General features: G+C 43.1%; 17 protein-coding genes. 4 read left to right on the forward strand and 13 right to left on the reverse strand.

Features of this window, described 5'->3' with window-relative positions:
• Positions 1–143: 143 nt before the first annotated feature.
• Complete coding sequence (gene tig / locus NQ560_RS13280; protein ID WP_005333286.1) at positions 144–1208, reverse strand: trigger factor; 1065 nt, start codon at positions 1206–1208, stop codon at positions 144–146.
• Positions 1209–1432: 224 nt separating this feature from the next.
• Between tig and NQ560_RS13285 the strand changes: the two genes are divergently transcribed.
• Complete coding sequence (locus NQ560_RS13285) at positions 1433–1879, forward strand: hypothetical protein (RefSeq protein WP_005333284.1); 447 nt, start codon at positions 1433–1435, stop codon at positions 1877–1879.
• A 74-nt stretch (positions 1880–1953) separates the two neighbouring features.
• Here the strand turns inward: NQ560_RS13285 and NQ560_RS13290 are convergent, their stop codons facing one another.
• From NQ560_RS13290 to NQ560_RS13345, 12 genes are all read right to left on the reverse strand, one after another.
• Positions 1954–2409, reverse strand: coding sequence for a YwiB family protein (locus tag NQ560_RS13290; RefSeq protein WP_005333282.1), 456 nt, complete (start codon positions 2407–2409; stop codon positions 1954–1956).
• Positions 2410–2472: 63 nt separating this feature from the next.
• A complete protein-coding gene (pfkA, locus tag NQ560_RS13295) occupies positions 2473–3450 on the reverse strand; it encodes a 6-phosphofructokinase (protein WP_005333280.1) in 978 nt (325 codons plus the stop codon).
• A gap of 104 nt (positions 3451–3554) precedes the next feature.
• Entirely contained in the window at positions 3555–7025 is a 3471-nt protein-coding gene (locus tag NQ560_RS13300) for a DNA polymerase III subunit alpha (protein WP_005333270.1), read from the reverse strand.
• A 151-nt stretch (positions 7026–7176) separates the two neighbouring features.
• Positions 7177–7410 carry a hypothetical protein gene (locus tag NQ560_RS13305; protein ID WP_005333269.1) on the reverse strand — a complete coding sequence of 78 codons (234 nt, stop codon included), beginning with the start codon at positions 7408–7410 and terminating at the stop codon, positions 7177–7179.
• Positions 7411–7453: 43 nt separating this feature from the next.
• Positions 7454–8296, reverse strand: a complete 843-nt coding sequence (locus tag NQ560_RS13310; protein WP_005333268.1) for a CvfB family protein — start codon at positions 8294–8296, stop codon at positions 7454–7456.
• Positions 8297–8354: 58 nt separating this feature from the next.
• Positions 8355–9056 carry an acyl-[acyl-carrier-protein] thioesterase gene (locus tag NQ560_RS13315; RefSeq protein ID WP_022278517.1) on the reverse strand — a complete coding sequence of 234 codons (702 nt, stop codon included), beginning with the start codon at positions 9054–9056 and terminating at the stop codon, positions 8355–8357.
• Positions 9057–9060: 4 nt separating this feature from the next.
• Complete coding sequence (locus NQ560_RS13320; RefSeq protein ID WP_040015500.1) at positions 9061–10251, reverse strand: cation diffusion facilitator family transporter; 1191 nt, start codon at positions 10249–10251, stop codon at positions 9061–9063.
• A gap of 11 nt (positions 10252–10262) precedes the next feature.
• The gene (locus NQ560_RS13325; RefSeq protein WP_005333265.1) at positions 10263–10988 is read right to left on the reverse strand and encodes a stage II sporulation protein R; all 726 of its coding nucleotides are present in this window, start codon (positions 10986–10988) and stop codon (positions 10263–10265) included.
• Positions 10989–11077: 89 nt separating this feature from the next.
• The gene (locus NQ560_RS13330) at positions 11078–11758 is read right to left on the reverse strand and encodes a GntR family transcriptional regulator (RefSeq protein WP_005333264.1); all 681 of its coding nucleotides are present in this window, start codon (positions 11756–11758) and stop codon (positions 11078–11080) included.
• A gap of 5 nt (positions 11759–11763) precedes the next feature.
• Positions 11764–12639 (reverse strand): 4-(cytidine 5'-diphospho)-2-C-methyl-D-erythritol kinase, encoded by an 876-nt coding sequence (gene ispE / locus NQ560_RS13335; protein WP_005333263.1) that lies wholly within the window; start codon positions 12637–12639, stop codon positions 11764–11766.
• A gap of 44 nt (positions 12640–12683) precedes the next feature.
• On the reverse strand, positions 12684–14243 hold the full coding sequence (locus NQ560_RS13340; RefSeq protein WP_173821254.1) for a DUF3794 and LysM peptidoglycan-binding domain-containing protein: 1560 nt from the start codon (positions 14241–14243) through the stop codon (positions 12684–12686).
• Positions 14244–14317: 74 nt separating this feature from the next.
• Positions 14318–14725: a protease complex subunit PrcB family protein gene (locus NQ560_RS13345; protein WP_005333261.1), complete on the reverse strand. Its 408-nt coding sequence runs from the start codon at positions 14723–14725 to the stop codon at positions 14318–14320.
• 187 nt (positions 14726–14912) lie between these two features.
• Between NQ560_RS13345 and malQ the strand changes: the two genes are divergently transcribed.
• From malQ to NQ560_RS13360, 3 genes are all read left to right on the forward strand, one after another.
• A complete protein-coding gene (malQ, locus tag NQ560_RS13350; protein WP_040015498.1) occupies positions 14913–16421 on the forward strand; it encodes a 4-alpha-glucanotransferase in 1509 nt (502 codons plus the stop codon).
• Positions 16422–16438: 17 nt separating this feature from the next.
• Positions 16439–17173: a lysophospholipid acyltransferase family protein gene (locus tag NQ560_RS13355; protein WP_005333259.1), complete on the forward strand. Its 735-nt coding sequence runs from the start codon at positions 16439–16441 to the stop codon at positions 17171–17173.
• Positions 17174–17290: 117 nt separating this feature from the next.
• Positions 17291–18745, forward strand: a complete 1455-nt coding sequence (locus NQ560_RS13360) for a nicotinate phosphoribosyltransferase (RefSeq protein ID WP_005333258.1) — start codon at positions 17291–17293, stop codon at positions 18743–18745.
• The last annotated feature ends 5 nt before the right edge of the window (positions 18746–18750 follow it).

Here is an 18750-nt window from a genome sequence, read left to right on the forward strand (position 1 = left end):
GTACAAAAAAGGCACCGATGAATCATATATTATCTGATTAATCAGTGCTTTCTTGTCAATTGTCTAATGGCATTAATCCTTGATTGATGTATTTTATTCTTTCGTTATATTTATTTTCAATCTCCGATTGATTCATTTTATTCTTAATTATCTGTTTTCTGGATACAGTTATCTACCAGCCAGTCTTTTACCAGATCTGTGAGCATTGCCTCTTTTAAAGTATCTTTTGAATATGCCTTTTCCATGGCGTCACCATCTTCGAATCCATATGTCTTAGCATACTCTTTTAACATCTTCTTGTATGTCTTGTCATCTAATTTAATCTTCTCTTTGTCTGCAATAGCCTCAGCAATCATGGTCTGCTTCTCAGACTCCTGAGCTGCCTCTTCCACTTTCTGCTCAAAACTCTCTACTGTATACTGGCCAGAAGATGTAATGTAAGTCTCATAATCAGTTCCCTGACTCTCTGCGTAAGATTTGTAAGAATCAATCAGAGAATTCTTCATCTCGTCAATCTTCTCCTGTTGTTTCTTAGAGTACTTCTGAACAGTTGTGTTATCTACGACTGCCTGCCATGCCTCTGATTTCAAAGTACTGTCATAGTCTTCCTGCTTCTGATCTTCCAGTGTCTTTTTAATCTCTTTCTTATATTCTTTTACAGTCTTAGAACTTTTAGAATTATTCGCAACCCACTCGTCTGTCAGTTCCGGTACATTCTGCTCTGAGATAGAATTTACAGTAATCGTAAACTGACATGCTTTTCCTGCAAGATCTGTTGACTGATAATCATCTGGGAATTTCCCGTCCCATACAAACGTCTCTCCCACATTATGTCCGATGATGCTGTCTTCAAATCCATCGATCATCGTTCCAGAACCCAGTTCCAGTGAATAGCTATCAGAAGAGCCTCCGTCAAATGCTTCTCCGTCAATGGTTCCTACAAATGCGATATCTACAGTATCTCCCTTCTGTGCTGCGCGGTCTGTCACTTCTGTTGTCGTTGCAGAGCTTGTAAGCTGAGACTGAATATACTGTTCTACATCGTCATCTGTCACTTTTTCCGGTTTATCTGCTGCGCTTACTTCTACGCCTTTATACTGTGTGATCTTCAGATTGTCTGTCTCTAATCCTTTACTTGCCTGACATCCTACAAGAATCATGGAAGCTGCAAGTGTTGCACAGAAAAGTGCTGCTAATCTCTTCTTCATCTTCTTACCCCTTTAAAACTTCGTTTTATAATTTAAAATTACTTTTCACGCTCGGAAAAACGCTACTTCTAGTTATAACACATTTCCCAAATGTTGCAAATACTTTTCACATATATTTCATAATTGCACGCGCAGTAACTGACGTTTTTTCTTGCACTTCCAGTTAAAGAATGATACAATGTGATTTGTGTAAATGACATTAGATAAATATAGGAGGGTTACTCGTGAGTACATTATCGATTGTTTTACTGGTAATTTTAGTCGTACTGATAATCGCTTGTGTTGTGCTGTATTTCCTGGGTAAGAAAGCTGAAAAAAAACAGGCTGAACAGCAGGAGCAGTTAGATGCTGTTGCACAGACAGTATCTATGCTGATCATCGATAAGGGCAAGATGAAGTTAAAAGATTCTGGTCTTCCACAGATTGTCATCGACAATACTCCAAAGTATCTCCGCCGTTCTAAAGTTCCGGTTGTCAAGGCGAAAGTCGGACCGAGAATTATGACACTGATGTGTGATGCTCAGATTTATCCGCTCATTCCTGTTAAAAAAGAAGTAAAAGCAACAGTAAGCGGTATCTACATTACCGGCGTTAAGGGCGTGCGTGGTGCACTGGAGACACCAGAGAAGAAAAAAGGATTTTTTGCCAGATTTAAAAAAGATAAAAAATAAAGCATAAAAAATAAAATCCAAAAAAAGAGGCTGTTTTTCACAGCCCCTTTTTTATACTCATTTTTTTATCCTTCTTATTCATTCGCTTCTATCAGAATGCGGATATCGCAGTCTGCGGCCTTGTCTCCATTAATATCCAGAGAATATCTGACCTGAAGTTCGATGCGCTCCTCTTCAATCTGTATATCCATACCTTTCGTATATGTGCCAAGAAGCAGATCTCCGTATGGAGTCTGATATGGAGTCACATTAATCTTATCGGTCTCAAATACCATATGCGAATTAGTAATTCCGCTTTTTGTAATATCTAAAAGCTTTCCTTCATCAATTTTGATCCGATTCTTGATCGTCCCCGGAATTCCCTCTACGACCTCATCATAAACTATGTAATGTTTCCCATTTTTCAGATAATAGGTGGCAGGAGTTGTCACCTCTATGGAGTTGGCCTCATTACTGTTCTCCTCCTGCACCATCATCACGCTGTCATCATAATGAAGTCCGGATATTGTAACTAATACATTTTTCGTCATAAATCTTTACCTTTCCTCATTCTCGAAGTCCGGCGGACATCATCACTTCTATTCCTGCCGGCTTTACAGAGAAAGCTTCTTGGAAATCTCGTACTGATATGCAGGGATTCCTTTCTGCATTCCAAGTGCTTCCTCAATATCAAAATCTACATATTCACCGTGTCTGTAACCTACGATACGGTTTGTCTTTCCTTCTAATAGAAGATCTACTGCCATGGATCCCATGATAGATGCATATACACGGTCTTTACATGTCGGGCTTCCACCACGCTGCATATGTCCAAGGATAGTTGCTCTTGTCTCCATGCCTGTTCTTTCTTCGATTGTCTTTGCAAGATTCACAGAATCACCAACACCTTCTGCATTGATGATAATGTAGTTCTTCTTACCTCTTTTTTTAGACTCTTTTATATCATCGATAATATCATCAATATCATATCCTTCTTCCTCAGGAAGGAGAATACGTTCAGCTCCATTTGCAATACCGCACCACAGAGCCAGGTATCCGGCATCACGTCCCATAACTTCAATAATAGAACATCTGCTGTGTGAAGTAGAAGTATCACGGACTTTATCAATTGCCTCCATAGCTGTATTTACCGCTGTGTCAAATCCGATCGTATACTCTGTACAATCGATATCAAGGTCGATGGTTCCCGGAACTCCGATCGTATTCACTCCAAGATATGCAAGCTTCTGTGCTCCACGGAAAGATCCGTCTCCTCCAATTACTACCAGACCATCAATTCCATACTTTTTACAGATAGCTGCTGCTTTCTGCTGACCTTCTTCTGTAATCATCTCTTTACAACGGGCCGTCTGAAGAATTGTACCTCCACGCTGAATAATGTCTGATACATCTCCTGCGTCCAGATCGATGATTTCCTCATTGAGAAGTCCCTTATAACCTTTTCTGATGCCTCGTACTTTCACACCTTTTCCAAGTGCAGTTCTGACAACAGCACGAATTGCCGCGTTCATTCCCGGAGCATCTCCTCCACTTGTCAATACACCTATTGTACGAATGATTCTTTCTGCCATGATTCTTCTCCTCCATCGTAGAGTTGCTTTTCACTTCTTTGATCAGCAACATATTTATTTCGTTATTTATTTAACCCTTCACGCTACATTGTATATGAATTGCCTTAGCTTTTCAATGGTTTTTCCACCACTTTTACGCAAGATTCACCAAAATAATTCATAAGCCTGCTTAGCAATCCAGGTTCTATATTCACATTTCGGTTAGATGGAAGGCGTTTTACCGCCCGCTCTGCCTTACAATATACTATAACTTCATCATTTCCATCAGAAGATGCAAGCATATCATATAGCATCTTCTCTCCCTGAAGAAATGTTTCTTTATCCGGATACTGGATCCAGAGTTCCTGTTTCTTCTGTCCAAATGGAATAACTTTCTCACAGATCAGTTTGCTGGAGGCTTCATCCTCTTCTGACACCCGTCCCTTAACAAAGACAACATTTTCCTCTTCCAGATATTGATGATAGCGCTCATAATCTCTTGGGAATACAACGACTTCTACTGATCCCATAATATCTTCGATCGTCAGGAAACACATGGTCTTATTATTCTTCGTGTATTTGATTGTCTTGCTCGCAATGATTCCACCAATGATCTCTGCTGCGCCATCACTGACTCTTGAAAATCCCAATTCCTCATCAAACTGGAAATCCTGTGTCGTTTTGGAAATGCCTTTTCTCCACTGCTCCTCGTACTCTTCCATCGGATGTCCGCTTAAGTAGATTCCAAGCACTTCTTTTTCGAAAGCAAGTTTCGTAGACTTCTCGTATTCACCTACATTTGGCAGCGGAATATCGAACTCGGATTTCTGTTCTTCTCCTACAATATCAAAAAGAGTCATCTGACCTGTCATGGAATTTTTCTTCTCCCGGTTCACCTGGTCGAGAATCTGTACATAGATGACCATGAATTGCTTTCTTGTTCCTCCAAGTTCGTCAAATGCACCGGATTTGATAAAGTTCTCAATCGTTCTCTTATTGATATCTTTTCCTGACATCCGCTCAATGAAATCTTTCAGATTCTTAAACTCTCCGTTTGCTTTCCGCTCTGCAACAATTTCTTTGATGACTGGTCTGCCGATGCTCTTGATCGCTGCCAGTCCGTACCGGATACTTCCATTATCTACAGAAAAGCTGCTGTAACCATGGTTAATGTCCGGCGGCAGAATCTTGATTCCCATCTGGCGGCAACTGTAAATGTACTCGGCTACCTTTCCTGGATTATCAATGACTGAGGTCATAAGAGCTGCCATATACTCTACTGGATAATAATATTTGAGCCATGCTGTCTGGTAAGAAACGACCGCATATGCTGCCGCATGGGATTTGTTAAACGCATACTTGGCAAAATCTGTCATTTCATCATAAATCTTATTGGCAGTCTTCTCGTCAATACCATTTGCAATACAGCCTGGTACACCTTCCTCTGGATTTCCGTACACAAAATTCTGGCGTTCCTTTGCCATGACATCGGCTTTCTTCTTAGACATAGCGCGGCGCACAAGGTCGCTTCGTCCAAGTGTATATCCTGCCAGATCACGCACAATCTGCATAACCTGCTCCTGATAGACGATACAGCCATAAGTTGGCGACAGGATCGGCTCTAGCTGTGGGCAGTCATAGGTGATCAGCTCCGGATGTTCTTTTCCTTTAATATACTGAGGGATAAAATCCATCGGCCCCGGACGATACAGAGAAATTCCGGCGATAATATCTTCCAGACTCTGCGGTTTCAGCTCTTTCATAAAGTTCTTCATTCCTGCGCTCTCTAACTGGAACACACCGTCTGTCTTTCCCGTTCCAATAGAATCCAGTACTGCTTTATCGTCAAAATTAATCTTGTTAATGTTGATCTCTTTTCCGGAACTGTAGCTTGCAAACTTCTCTGCATCCCGGATCACCGTCAAGGTGCGAAGCCCCAGAAAGTCCATTTTCAAAAGTCCCAGCTCTTCCAGCGTGGTCGCTACGAACTGAGTCGTTACAGATCCATCTGATCCAAGTGACAGCGGCACATATTCTTCTACCGGCTTCTGGCTGATAACAACTCCGGCTGCATGCATGGAAGTATGTCTTGGAAGTCCTTCCAGACGCATGGACATGTCAATCAGTTCTTTTACCTGTGGGTCTTCCTCATAGGACTTTCGAAGTTCTGAACTGGTCTTGAGTGCCTTATCCAAAGTAATATTCAGCTCCTTCGGAATAAGCTTCGCTATATTATCTACAAATGCATACGGCAGATCCATCACACGTCCTACATCCCGAATCACACCTCTGGCAGCCAGTGTACCAAATGTGACGATCTGAACGACTCGGTCTGCGCCGTACTTTCTTCCTACATAGTCGATCACTTCCTGACGCCTCTCGTAACAGAAATCCACGTCAATATCGGGCATGGACACACGCTCCGGATTCAGGAAACGTTCGAACAGAAGCTGGTATTTAATCGGATCAATACTTGTAATCTCCAGACAATACGCCACAATACTTCCGGCACCGGAACCACGTCCCGGTCCGACCATAATCTTCTGTGACCTTGCATAGTGAATAAAATCCCACACAATCAGGAAATAATCGACATAGCCCATCTTGTGAATAACTGACAGTTCATAGTCCAGTCTGTCTTTCAAATCCTGTGAAGGATTCGGGTAACGTCTTTCCAGCCCTTCGTAACACAATTTGTTCAAATATTCCCAGGAGGAAAGTCCATCCGGAACATCGTATTTTGGAAGTTTGGTCACACCAAATTCGATTTCCACGTCACAACGGTCTGCAATCTTCTGTGTGTTCTCAAGAGCCTGCAATGCATATGGGAACAGCTTCTTCATTTCCTCTTCTGACTTGATATAATACTGTCCGCCCTCATAGCGCATACGATCCTCGTCTGCCAACTTCTTACCTGTCTGGATACAGAGCAGAATATCGTGTGCCCGCGCATCTTCTGCATAAGTATAATGTATATCGTTCGTTGCTACCAGTTCAATTCCCGTCTCCTGTGACATGCGCATCAATGCCTGATTGACCGTCTGCTGCTCCGGAATTCCATGATCCTGCAGCTCCAGGAAAAAATTCCCTTTTCCAAATATTTCCTCATACCTAAGAGCTGCTGCTCTTCCTTCACTGTACATGCCTCTTGTGATATTTTTCTGAACCTCACCTGCCAGGCACGCGCTAAGCGCAATGATTCCTTCGTGAAATTCCCTCAAAAGCTCCAGATCCACACGTGGTTTATAATAATATCCTTCTGTGTAACCACGAGATACAATTTTCATCAAATTGTGGTATCCTTCATCATTTTCTGCCAGAAGAACCAGATGATAATATCTGTCATCTCCGCTTCCTACAGCCTCTTTGTCAAACCTGGATCCTGGTGCCACATAAACTTCACAGCCAAGGATCGGCTTGATTCCCTGAGCACGGGCAGCACGGTAAAAGTCGATCACGCCGAACATACAGCCATGATCAGTAATTGCCACGCTGTTCATTCCAAGCTCTTTGACCCGCGCCACACACTCTTTAATTTTATTGGAGCCGTCCAGCAGACTGTACTCTGTATGAACATGTAAATGTGCAAAGCTCATATATTTTTCTCCCTTATTTTCCTTATCTTAGCATTCGAAAAATGCCCTTGCATTCTTGCTGCTCTGATACAGATAGAAAAGAAAGCGCTGACAGACTTTTTCGCCCGCCAACGCTAATACTCTCATCAATACTTCATTCTCTCTTCTGATCCTAGCCGTTAATCATATAGGAAATCAGCCTGTCGATGTCTTCTTTTTCATGTGCGACGATTTCCATTTCCGGAATCTCTCCATTTGAAAAGATGGTCGCGAGTGATACATACTGGGATAATTTTGATTTTAAATTCAGTCTGTCTCCCTCACCAGTAACAAGCTCAACTTTTCCTTTACAACCGTCGATTGCTTTAAAAAATCCTTCGATATCTGTAATATTCTGTACTTTCATGCGCTCGCGCTCCTTTCAAAGTTTATCACGCCCCCATTATACCTTATTTGTGCAGAAATTCAATAGATTTTTCGGTAATAATGACTTTGTTTTCCTTTAAAAGACGTCCTACTGCACGTTTAAATGCATTTTTGCTCAGTCCCAGTTCATTTTTAATTTTTTCCGGATCTGCCTTGTCTGTAAATGGCAGTTTTCCCCCGTGCTCTTCCATCCGTTTTACGATCAGCTCTGCATCTGCATCCATCTGGATAAATGCTTTCTCACGCACACTTAAGTCCAGCTTTCCATCTTCACGTACCTTTATAACTCTTGCATGGACTTTATCCCCAACCTGAAGATGTCCGCCGTACGCTTCACGCTTCGGGATCAGTGCAGAATACTTATTGTCTACTGCTACAAAAACTCCAAAGTTATCGCTTCTCTCATAGACGATTCCTTCTACATGATCGTCTTTCTTATACGGAGAGTCTGTCTCTAATTTTTCATAAACCTTCATAGTCGCACATAATCTCTCGGACTTGTCCACATAAAGCGTAACCAGCACCTGATCTCCTTTTTTCACCTTAGCAGTCTGCTCTTTGAATGGAAGTAGCAGGTCTTTCGGCAGTCCCCAGTCGAGAAATGCTCCAATCTTTCCGGTATCTTTCACTGTCAGAACAGCCAGTTCACCCAATGTGATCTTTGGTTCTGCTGTTGTTGCAATCAATCTGTCGCTGGAATCCTTGTAAAGAAATACTTCCACCGGATCTCCAATCTCAATTTCTTTTGGTACTTCTTTCTTTGGAAGCAGTACACGTTCCTCACTTGTTCCAAGATATATTCCAAAATCAACTGTCTTTACAACTGTCAGCATTCTTCGTTTTCCGAGTTCTTCGATTAACTTCATCTGTCTTATCCTTTCTCTCTACAATCATCTATCATCAGCCTATTTTATGTAAATGCCCTTACACCCATGCAAATTCTACTGCTGCATACAATTCTCCTTCTGTCGTACACAGTTCCACAACTGTCCGGCCATCTCTGTCACCTGTCCTGGGAACAATCATATCCCCCAGCACTGCTGATTTCTTATATTCCACCCGCACCTGACGGATTACTCTCTCTTGATCCAACATTTCCATAGCCATCTGTACATACTGGCAATTATTTACATGTTCATTCGTATCAATATGGTATCTGCGCACCGGAAACGGCTCCAGACTCATACATTCTTCCGGCAGTGCAATTTTTCTGGATTCATAGTCCATCTCCAGCGGTTCACACTGTCCATAGGCATCCAGTTCTTCCTGATCTGGTCTTACCGGACGCCCCTTTTCTACATCCATATATACCCAGACTGACTGTGCGTACGCAGCCTTTTCTCCATTCTCATCTGTCATACAGAAGTTGCGCTCTGCAAGCATTCCCTTGAACTTTGAAGCCCATGTGCTGACCTGGATCTTATCATTCATTTTCGGATAATGATCGATTACGATCTGCCAGTAAGTCAGAATCCACGCTTTTTTCTTTTTTGAAAGTACGTCCAGACCGACTCCGATATCTTCTGACTGAAATGTACTGCAATCTTGAAAATAATTGATGATCGATGGAACTGTAATCTTTCTTGTGTGGTCGATCTCGCTGAAGCGGACGCGGCCGTCAATCATGTATTTATACTCCTTCTTTGGCACTTGCAACGTAACTCCTTTCCACTGTAATGACACACTGATATCTTGGATCTACAATCTGTAAAACTCCCATAATCGCAGACCGGATATGATCCTGTTTTTTCTGATCATATTCAAATGGTACGACCAGATCAAAAATCAGATTGATCTGATCCGTTCCGGGAACCATTCGAAAGTCATGGATACTAAGCTTAGGATCCATCGCCCGCAGCACCTTCTCGACTTTCTCCTTTGCCTCCAGCACATGCTCGTCTTTTGTCTCTACAGGATCCATATGTATTACGAGCATAATCCCAAGCTGTTCTAATGCTTCTCGCTCCACCCGGTCGATAACCTCATGGGATGTCTCAATATTCACATCATTCGGGACCTCCGCATGAATGGATGCCATGCTCCTTCCTGGTCCGTAATTATGTACGATCAAATCATGGCTTCCAAGAATCCCGTCATATTTCTCCACAAAGTCACTGATCTGCTTATAGACCTGTGGGTCCACCGGTGCCCCGATCAATGGCTCCAGCGTATCTTTTGCGATTCCGATACCGGCCCACATAACGACTAACGATACACCAAGTCCTACATATCCGTCAATATTAATTCCTGTAAAATAAAAAAATAATACTGAAGCGATAGTCGCCCCCGTTGTAATCACATCTCCCATGGAATCTGCTGCAGTCGCCATCATAACCTGGGAATTGATACGTTTTCCAAGATTTTTATTAAACACTCCCATCCACAGCTTCACTGCCACTGACAGAAATAATATGAGCATAGATACCGCCTGGAAATGTAACTCTTCCGGTTCCCTGATCTTCGCAATAGCGCTTTTAAAAAATGTGAATCCAACTTCCATTACAAGAAAGGCCACGATCAGCGCCGCAATATATTCAATTCTTCCATGTCCGAACGGGTGCTCCTTATCTGCCGGTTTTCCTGCCATCTTCACCCCGATCAGACTGATGATCGAAGAACCTGCATCAGACAGGTTGTTAAATGCATCTGCCATAACAGAAATACTGTGAAGCAGATAGCCAATCAGCCATTTTGCCGCAAATAGCAATATATTACAAAAGATGCCTGTCACGCTTGCCAGCACTCCATATGCTGTACGCACAGACACCTTACTCGTATTCTCATAATCTTTTACAAAATGTCGTACAAGAAACTCTGTCATCTCATACTCTCCTAATCTCCGAAGAAAAACCATTTCACCTTAAGTTCTTTATTATCCGTAAGCAGTTGATATTCCTCATCAGTAAGCACCCCTTTAAGGTCTTCTTTCCCTTCATCACTCACCACCGCACAAGTCTTGTCCAGAAAACAGAGATTTGGATATAACACACACCACCAGTTATGTCCGGCCGCCTCACCCAATGTGATCCTCAGCGCCTCATACTCGCCTTGTGGAAATGTCATATCTCCGTATTTTTTTTCTGGGAAGCAGCACTTCGTCACGTGCGCATCTGCCTGATAATCCATGCCTTCCCGTTCAAGCACCTCGTCAGCCACCAGGATCAGATCATTTAAGTGAGACTCTGCCCATTTCTTCGTTGCCTGTGCAGAATTTTTATGAATGCCTGGATTCATCTGCTCCGCCTGATCCATTGTCACTGCGTGATCCATCTGGTTTGTGGTACCTGGCATCTCAGATGTCATATAGGCAATCACTGCGTCCCGGACTTTTAGCTTCACCCGCTGGTCTTTTTCACTGTCACTGTTGGCCAGCACATGAAAACGAAAGACTTCATCTGCAATCCCCCGCTGCGTCTCGCAGATTTTCTTATCCACCAAAGCCACGCGCCATGCAGTAAAACTCCACATCCATCCAACTGCTATACAAATACCAAGTATACCACAAATCAGATGCTTTGTCCCGATTTTATTTCTCAACAGATCCCATAACTTTCGCATATCTATGTACCTCCTGCAATCACTCAAACATTTAAATTGAATTTATACAGAAAGTATGGACAGATATCCGTAGATTATACAGGTATCTGCTAATTATTCTTCGTTCTGATCTTGTCCGTCACCGCAGATACCTGATTATCAATATGCTGACATGTAACTGCTGTTGCTTCTACTTTTTCTCTTCTCTTGATATGGTACACGATCTCTTCGTGTTCCTGGGTCAATTGCTCGTGCACATCTGGGTTCTTCAAATATTCTACACGATAGCGGTACATCTGTTCTCTTAATTTATTCAGCAGATGAATCAGTTTCTGATTATCCGTTGCCATATAGATCACATCATGGAATCGCACATCTGCCTCTGCTACTTCTGTGATGTCTTTACTTCTTTTCAGGACTTTTTTAAAATTCTCTCCGGCCTTTTCCAATTCTTCCAACTCTTCCTGAGTGATCTTCTCACATGCGAGCTGCACTGCCAGTTCTTCCAGTGCTTTTCTGACTTCCAGCACATCTCGCAGGCTTTTCTCCGTAATGTCCGCCACTTCCGCACCTTTTCTCGGAATCATAATGACCAGACCTTCCAACTCCAGCTTACGGATTGCCTCACGGATCGGGGTACGGCTCACACCCAGTTTATTTGCAAGCTGGATTTCCATCAATCTTTCACCCGGTTTAAACTCTCCTCGAAGGATTGCCTGTCTGAGTGTATTGAATACCACATCCCTGAGCGGAAGGTATTCATTTTCATTGACTTTCAAATTTTGCTCCATGCTTTCTACTTCCTCCTTGCCTGGTGTATACTCGTTACATATACCTGTTTTGCCAGTTTCTGTTCCTTTATCTTCTGTGCCGCACGTCTCGCTGACTGTCTGTCTTCAAATAAGCCAAATACGGTCGGACCACTTCCGCTCATCATAGCGTTCATGGCTCCGCCTTCTTTCATGACATTTTTGATCTGTTCAATGACCGGATAGACAGGAATCGTCACCTGCTCCAGTACATTTCCCATACACTCTGCCACCTTATGGATATTCTTTCTCGCAAGTCCGTTTAAAATACCATCGATATCCGGGTGTTCTGTAATTTCCAATGCATCCAGTTTTTCATAGACCATCTTCGTCGATACACTGATCGGTGGTTTTGCCAGCAGCACAAAACACTTTGGACAGGCCAAAAGAGGTGTCAGCTTCTCGCCGATTCCCTCTGCCAGAACTGTCCCACGCATCAGACAGTATGGTACATCTGCGCCAAGCTTTACCCCCCGTTCTTCAAGCTCAGTCATGCTAAGTCCCAGTCCGAACATCTTATTGATTCCAAAAAGAACTGCTGCCGCATCTGCGCTTCCGCCGGCCATACCTGCTGATACCGGAATTTTCTTGTCCATGGAAATGTGCACTCCTTCGGTAATGTTAAACTCATCGATCAGCATCTTTGCTGCCCGGCATGCAAGATTATTCTCATCTACCGGAAGATAAAAAAGATTCGTCTCTGCCTTTACTCCCGGCTGCTTTGTCTTCGTTATCACGATCTGATCATACAGATATACTGTCTGCATAACCATACGAACATCGTGATATCCGTTCTCCCTGCGACCAAGCACATCCAATCCAAGATTGATCTTTCCAAGTGCCTTTAATTCCATTTTATCCATAACTTTTTCTCCTCGTATCCAGCCCCGTCTTGTATACAATATACCTACAGTATACTGGCATTTTCCTTAAAAATCAATAGTTTGTCGCCACATTTCAACTGTTCCGACTCCATATGATTGATGTCCATGATCCCTTCCTTTGTCGTGCCGTAGTATTTCGCCAGATTCCACAGTTCATCGCCTTCTTTTACGATATATCCAATGATTCCCGGTCTTTGTTCCAACACTTTATAATCTATCTCTTTCTCTTCTACTGAATCTATGTTACGAAATGTCACTTTCCCACGAAGGAAACTCCGAAATGCCAGCACCGCCTTTACTTCTATCTCTCCATTTCCAAGGAGACTGATGCCAAGCTGTTCCAGAGACGGCATCATATCCAATGTCATATCCGCTTGGACTTCATTGCTTTCCAACAGCCAGGAAAATGGTATCATCCCCTGCCACAGAGCAAATGGTATCTGATCGTCCGGTCTGACATACATAAAACGGATATGGAGTACTCCTTCTATCTGAATACCTGTGTCTTGAACCGTCATCTGCTCGACTTGAATTCTCGCATCACTATAGCAGATCTGTAAAATGTCATCTTTAATCTCAGGCAGTGACAACCGCTCTGCGATTTTACATTTGGAATGATTCTGCATCAGAACATTTTCCACCTTGCACTGCGTATACGCTGGAACACAACATGTTTTCAGTGAATATAAATCGTCTAATATCTGTATCTTTTCCTCCGTGCACAAAAAGAACCGCATAGAAAGGGTTGCCTCAATGCCAAGCAGACGCATTTCTCCGTCCTCGTCCATAGCTGGCTCTAAAAGTGCATCTGTAAGAATCGGATAAATCTGATGGTACATACCTTCCTCTGCACCAAAGCACTCTACCTGTCCCTCATACGGAACATTTTCACAGATCCAGTCTGTCTTTCCATCCACTGATTCATAAAGACAAAACACAAGAAGTTCTCCCTGAAGTTTTAATGTATCTGCCTCCAGCCTTGTGTCCAGACGGCGGCTGAGTACTTCTTTCCACAAAATGTTTCCGATACTTTCTTTTGTTCCGGAGATTGTCAGCTGCTCTTTGATGCGGTATGTATCTTTTTTCACAGTGTGAAGAGTCAGGATCTGCTTCTCCTGGTATTTTGTATAAATCTGCTCCCCACTCTCAATCCCGGTCGTCACTTCTTCACTTACCTGACTGTCCGAACTCATGGTTACTTCCGCCATCGCTTTCACATTGATTTTCCGGGAATGGATCAGATTGACAGTCAGCTCTGTCTGCGCTGCTTTCAAAAATAACGTTTCTTCCAAAGTCTCGTCTACATAATACATTTCCTCAAAGGGAATTTTCCCTTCCAGAGAAGATAAGGTATTGTCACTGTTATCTGCAACATATAAAACTTGAAAAGCAAGCCGCCCGGTGATCCGGATATAATTCTCCACAAGCTTCAGGTCGATTTCCTCCATAACCGCATCGCTCTCTATAATCTCCCGGATATCAGCTTTCGTGTCTGGCACATTATAATCCTCATCTACATAGAACTGGTCCGTAAAAGTTTTCCCCTGTCGGTAAATATTCAGCATCTTTTTTTCACAATTCACACACATGTCCCCCTTATTGTTTGTTTTATTATAATGTTGTATCAAAAACCCCAACTATGGCTGGCACATTACTTTTACTCAAATATCACATCTTTCTCTCTATATTCTGTTTTCATCACCACATACGGATATGTCTTCTTTTCTTTTGTCTTCTCGCCCTTTGCCGGACCGAGAAGTGTTGTCTGGATTCTGATAGCATCTGATGTTTCGTAGCATGCGTTGACCTCTACACTGTACCCTGTTTTTTCTTTTTCTCCATACCCTCGCGCCATGTAAAGATACCCCTGATCTGCATAAGTCAGACGAAATGGGGTATCCCGCGCCTTTTCGATATCTTCTTTCAGTTCCTCTGGTACGTCTTCTGGTGCTACTACCGTAAATTCAATATCCTGTATCTTTTTTGTATCTTCCTTTTTAATACTGCACCCAGCCAGTGCCAGAATAAAAATCCCTGCAATTATGTAGAAATGTTTTCGATTCATGATGCTCTCTTTCTTCTTGAAAAACCTTTTATAACATCATACACACCAAGTCTAGGAAAAATTCCAAAATTGTTGTATACTTAATAAAATACCATGTCCAAGAATGCCTCGGCTTGACTTTGTATAAGCAGGCATTAAGTTTAAAAGTTCCTACTTTAACATGGTTTTAAAAGGAGATTACAAAAATATGATAAATAACGAACGCTTATCCGGCATTTTGCTTCACCCGACTTCTCTGCCTTCCCCTTACGGGATTGGGGATCTTGGAGATGAAGCATATGCCTTTATCGATTTTCTGGCACGGGCAGGTCAACATCTCTGGCAGGTACTGCCACTGACCCACACAGGTTTCGGAGACTCTCCGTACCAGAGTTTTTCTGCTTTTGCAGGTCAGCCTCTTCTCATTGATCCAAGACATTTGATCCGTCTTGGACTGATCGGTGGCTGGGAACTTACCGATTGCCCGATTGCAGACCCAAGTCACGTAGATTATGGACAGGTCATTCCGTGGAAGGAGAAAGTTCTGGCCCTTGCCTACAGCCGTTTTCCACAGAAACGCCATGAAATCCCAGGCATGGACCAGTCTTTCCAGGAATTTTATGAAAGCAACCGCTACTGGCTGGATGACTATGCTTTGTTTATGGCATGTAAGAAATTACACCATGGCGCTGACTGGCTCCACTGGCCGGATGAATACCGGTGTCCGACTTTGGAATTCAAAGCCGGCCTTTTTAAATCCATGCACGAAGATATAGAATACTATCGTTTCATTCAATTCTTATTCTTTGACGAGTGGAAACGAATCAAAAAATATGCAAATGACCACGGTATCCGCATCATCGGTGATATCCCGATTTTTGTATCTATGGACAGCGCCGATGTGTGGGCGAACCAGCATCTGTTCCAACTGGACTCCAAAGGGTATCCGACTCGCGTAGCCGGAGTACCGCCGGATTATTTTTCAGCCACCGGACAGTTATGGGGTAATCCATTGTACAACTGGGAAGCTCATGAGGCGGAACATTTTTCCTGGTGGATATCCCGTATCCGTGCACAGCTCCACAACCTGGATATTCTGCGTGTAGATCACTTCCGCGGATTTGAAGCTTTCTGGTCCATTCCTTACGGCGAACCGACCGCTGTGAATGGCGAATGGGTAAAGGCTCCGGGCCATGCATTATTTTCCGCAGTCCGTGATGCTTTTGAGGGAGACCTTCCAATTATTGCAGAAGATCTGGGCGTTATCACCCCGGAAGTGGAAGCTCTGCGAGATGAATTTGGATTCCCGGGCATGAAGGTTCTGCAGTTTGCATTTGACTCTCTGGATGAAGGAAGCTACCTGCCACACCGCTACACTTCTCCAGTATGCGTATGTTATACCGGAACTCATGATAACGACACGACTCGCAGCTGGTATCAGACACTGCGCCCGGAATGCCGCGACAAAGTACGCCGCTACACACACTGCAGCAATGATACACATTTCCCATTGGATCTTATTAGAACCGCACTTGCAAGTGTTGCTGCATATGCAATCTTTCCTCTTCAGGATGTTCTGTGTGTCGGTGCAGAAGGGCGCATGAACACACCAGGTATCGGCGCCGGGAACTGGAGCTGGCGATATCAGCAGTCCGCGCTCAAAGGCGAACTTGCCGATGAACTTCGTGGCATGACTATTTTATATGGAAGATATTAGTTGGAGGAACTTGACATATGTTACGATTTATACTCGTTGCAATATTTTTATTGTTATATTTTCTGCTCGGGATTCCTGTACTCGGAATTCTCTGGCTTATTGGCAAAGTGAATAAACGCTCAGCCGATCTCGCAGCACTACGTATCGTTCAATGGGGATTTAAAGTGATCCTGAAAATTTCCGGTGTCGAAGTGACCGTCATCGGAGAAGACCGTGTTCCTGATGAACCGGTTCTCTACGTGGGCAACCACAGAAGTTATTTTGACATTTTGCTGACTTATTCCCGCTGCAGGGATCTGACCGGATTCGTTGCCAAAAAGGAAATGTTAAATTACCCGTTCCTTCGCACCTGGATGAAACGGGTATACTGCCTGTTTTTGGATCGCGACAATATAAGAGAAGGTCTTAAAACCATCCTAACTGCGATCGATCAGGTGAAAAATGGAATTTCTGTTTTTATTTTCCCAGAAGGGACACGCAACAAAGGAGAAGAATTAAGTCTTCTTCCATTCCATGCCGGTTCCTTTAAAATTGCAGAAAAGAGCGGATGTCCGATCGTACCTGTTGCACTGAATAACACCATTAATATTTTTGAGGGACATTTGCCATATATCAGAAAAACACACGTTGTTTTGGAGTACTGCTCCCCTATATATATGAATGAAATGGAAAAAGAAGACCGCAAGAAAATCGATGTTCACTGCCAGAAGATCATAAAGGACACGATTGAGAAAAATCATACCCTTGTATAAAGGTACCATTATGATATATAATACACAAGATATCATGAAATGTACGATACGAAGCAATCCGTGGTATCATCAATTATGAAAACAAAGCTTACGATTCAGTCATGAAAGGAGCTCACTATGAACAAACAAGATTTAACACTGCTGACTGATTTATATGAACTGACAATGATGCAGGGTTATTATAAAAAAGGTCAACATGAGACGGTTGTATTCGATGTGTTTTACCGTCACAATCCCTGCGGCAATGGTTATTCCGTCTGCGCGGGACTTGACCAGGTCATTGACTATATTAAGAACCTGAATTTCACCTACGAAGATGTGGACTACTTACGAAGTCTTCACATTTTTGATGATGATTTTCTTCAGTATTTAAGTGGTTTTCACTTTACAGGAGATATCTATGCAATTCCGGAAGGAAGCGTAGTATTCCCAAAAGAACCACTGCTTAAGGTCATTGCTCCGATCATGGAAGCTCAGCTTGTCGAGACAACTATCCTGAATCTGATCAATCACCAGTCTCTCATCGCTACTAAGACTTCCCGTGTTGTCTATGCCGCCGACGGAGACGGAATCATGGAGTTCGGACTGCGCCGTGCACAGGGACCGGATGCCGGACTTTACGGAGCACGTGCCGCTATGATCGGCGGATGTGTCGGTACGTCAAATGTACTGGCAGGTCAGCTTTTTGATGTCCCTGTTATGGGAACTCACGCACATAGCTGGATCATGACATTCCCGGACGAATACACTGCATTTAAATATTATGCAGAGCTATATCCGGACAACTGTACACTTCTGGTAGACACTTATGACACATTAAAATCTGGCGTCCCAAATGCCATCCGTGTCTTCCAGGAATTTAAAGACGCAGGAAAACCATTAAAAAAATACGGAATCCGTCTGGACAGCGGAGACCTTGCATATCTTTCCAAAAAAGCACGTAAAATGTTAGATGAAGCCGGATTCCCGGACGCTTCCATCTGCGCTTCCAATGATCTTGACGAATATCTGCTCCATGATCTGAAGGCACAGGGTGCAGCAATCAACTCCTGGGGTGTTGGTACTCATCTGATCACGTCCAAAGACTGCCCGTCATTTGGCGGTGTATACAAATTGTCTGCAATCAAGAATGAAAACGGAGAATTTATCCCGAAGATCAAGATTTCTGAAAACACAGAAAAGATCACCAATCCAGGAAATAAGACAATCTACCGTATCTATGAAAAAGAGACCGGCAAGATCAAAGCTGATCTGATCTGCTTCGCTGATGAAACATTTGACGAAAGTCAGGATCTTCTTCTCTTTGACCCGCTGGAGACATGGAAGAAAACAAAGCTTACAGGCGGCACTTATGCCATGCGTGAAATGCTTGTTCCGATCTTCAAAAACGGAGAATGTATTTACACTTCCCCTTCTGTCACGGAGATTGCAGAATATTGTAAACAGGAAAAAGACTCCCTGTGGGACGAGACAAAACGTCTCTTCTATCCACACCGGGTTTATGTAGATTTATCCCAGAGATTATATGATGTAAAGAAAGCCTTACTCGATCAGGCACACAAACCAGAATAAAAGGA

This window comes from Dorea formicigenerans (genome assembly GCF_025150245.1).
GTDB lineage: Bacteria > Bacillota > Clostridia > Lachnospirales > Lachnospiraceae > Dorea > Dorea formicigenerans.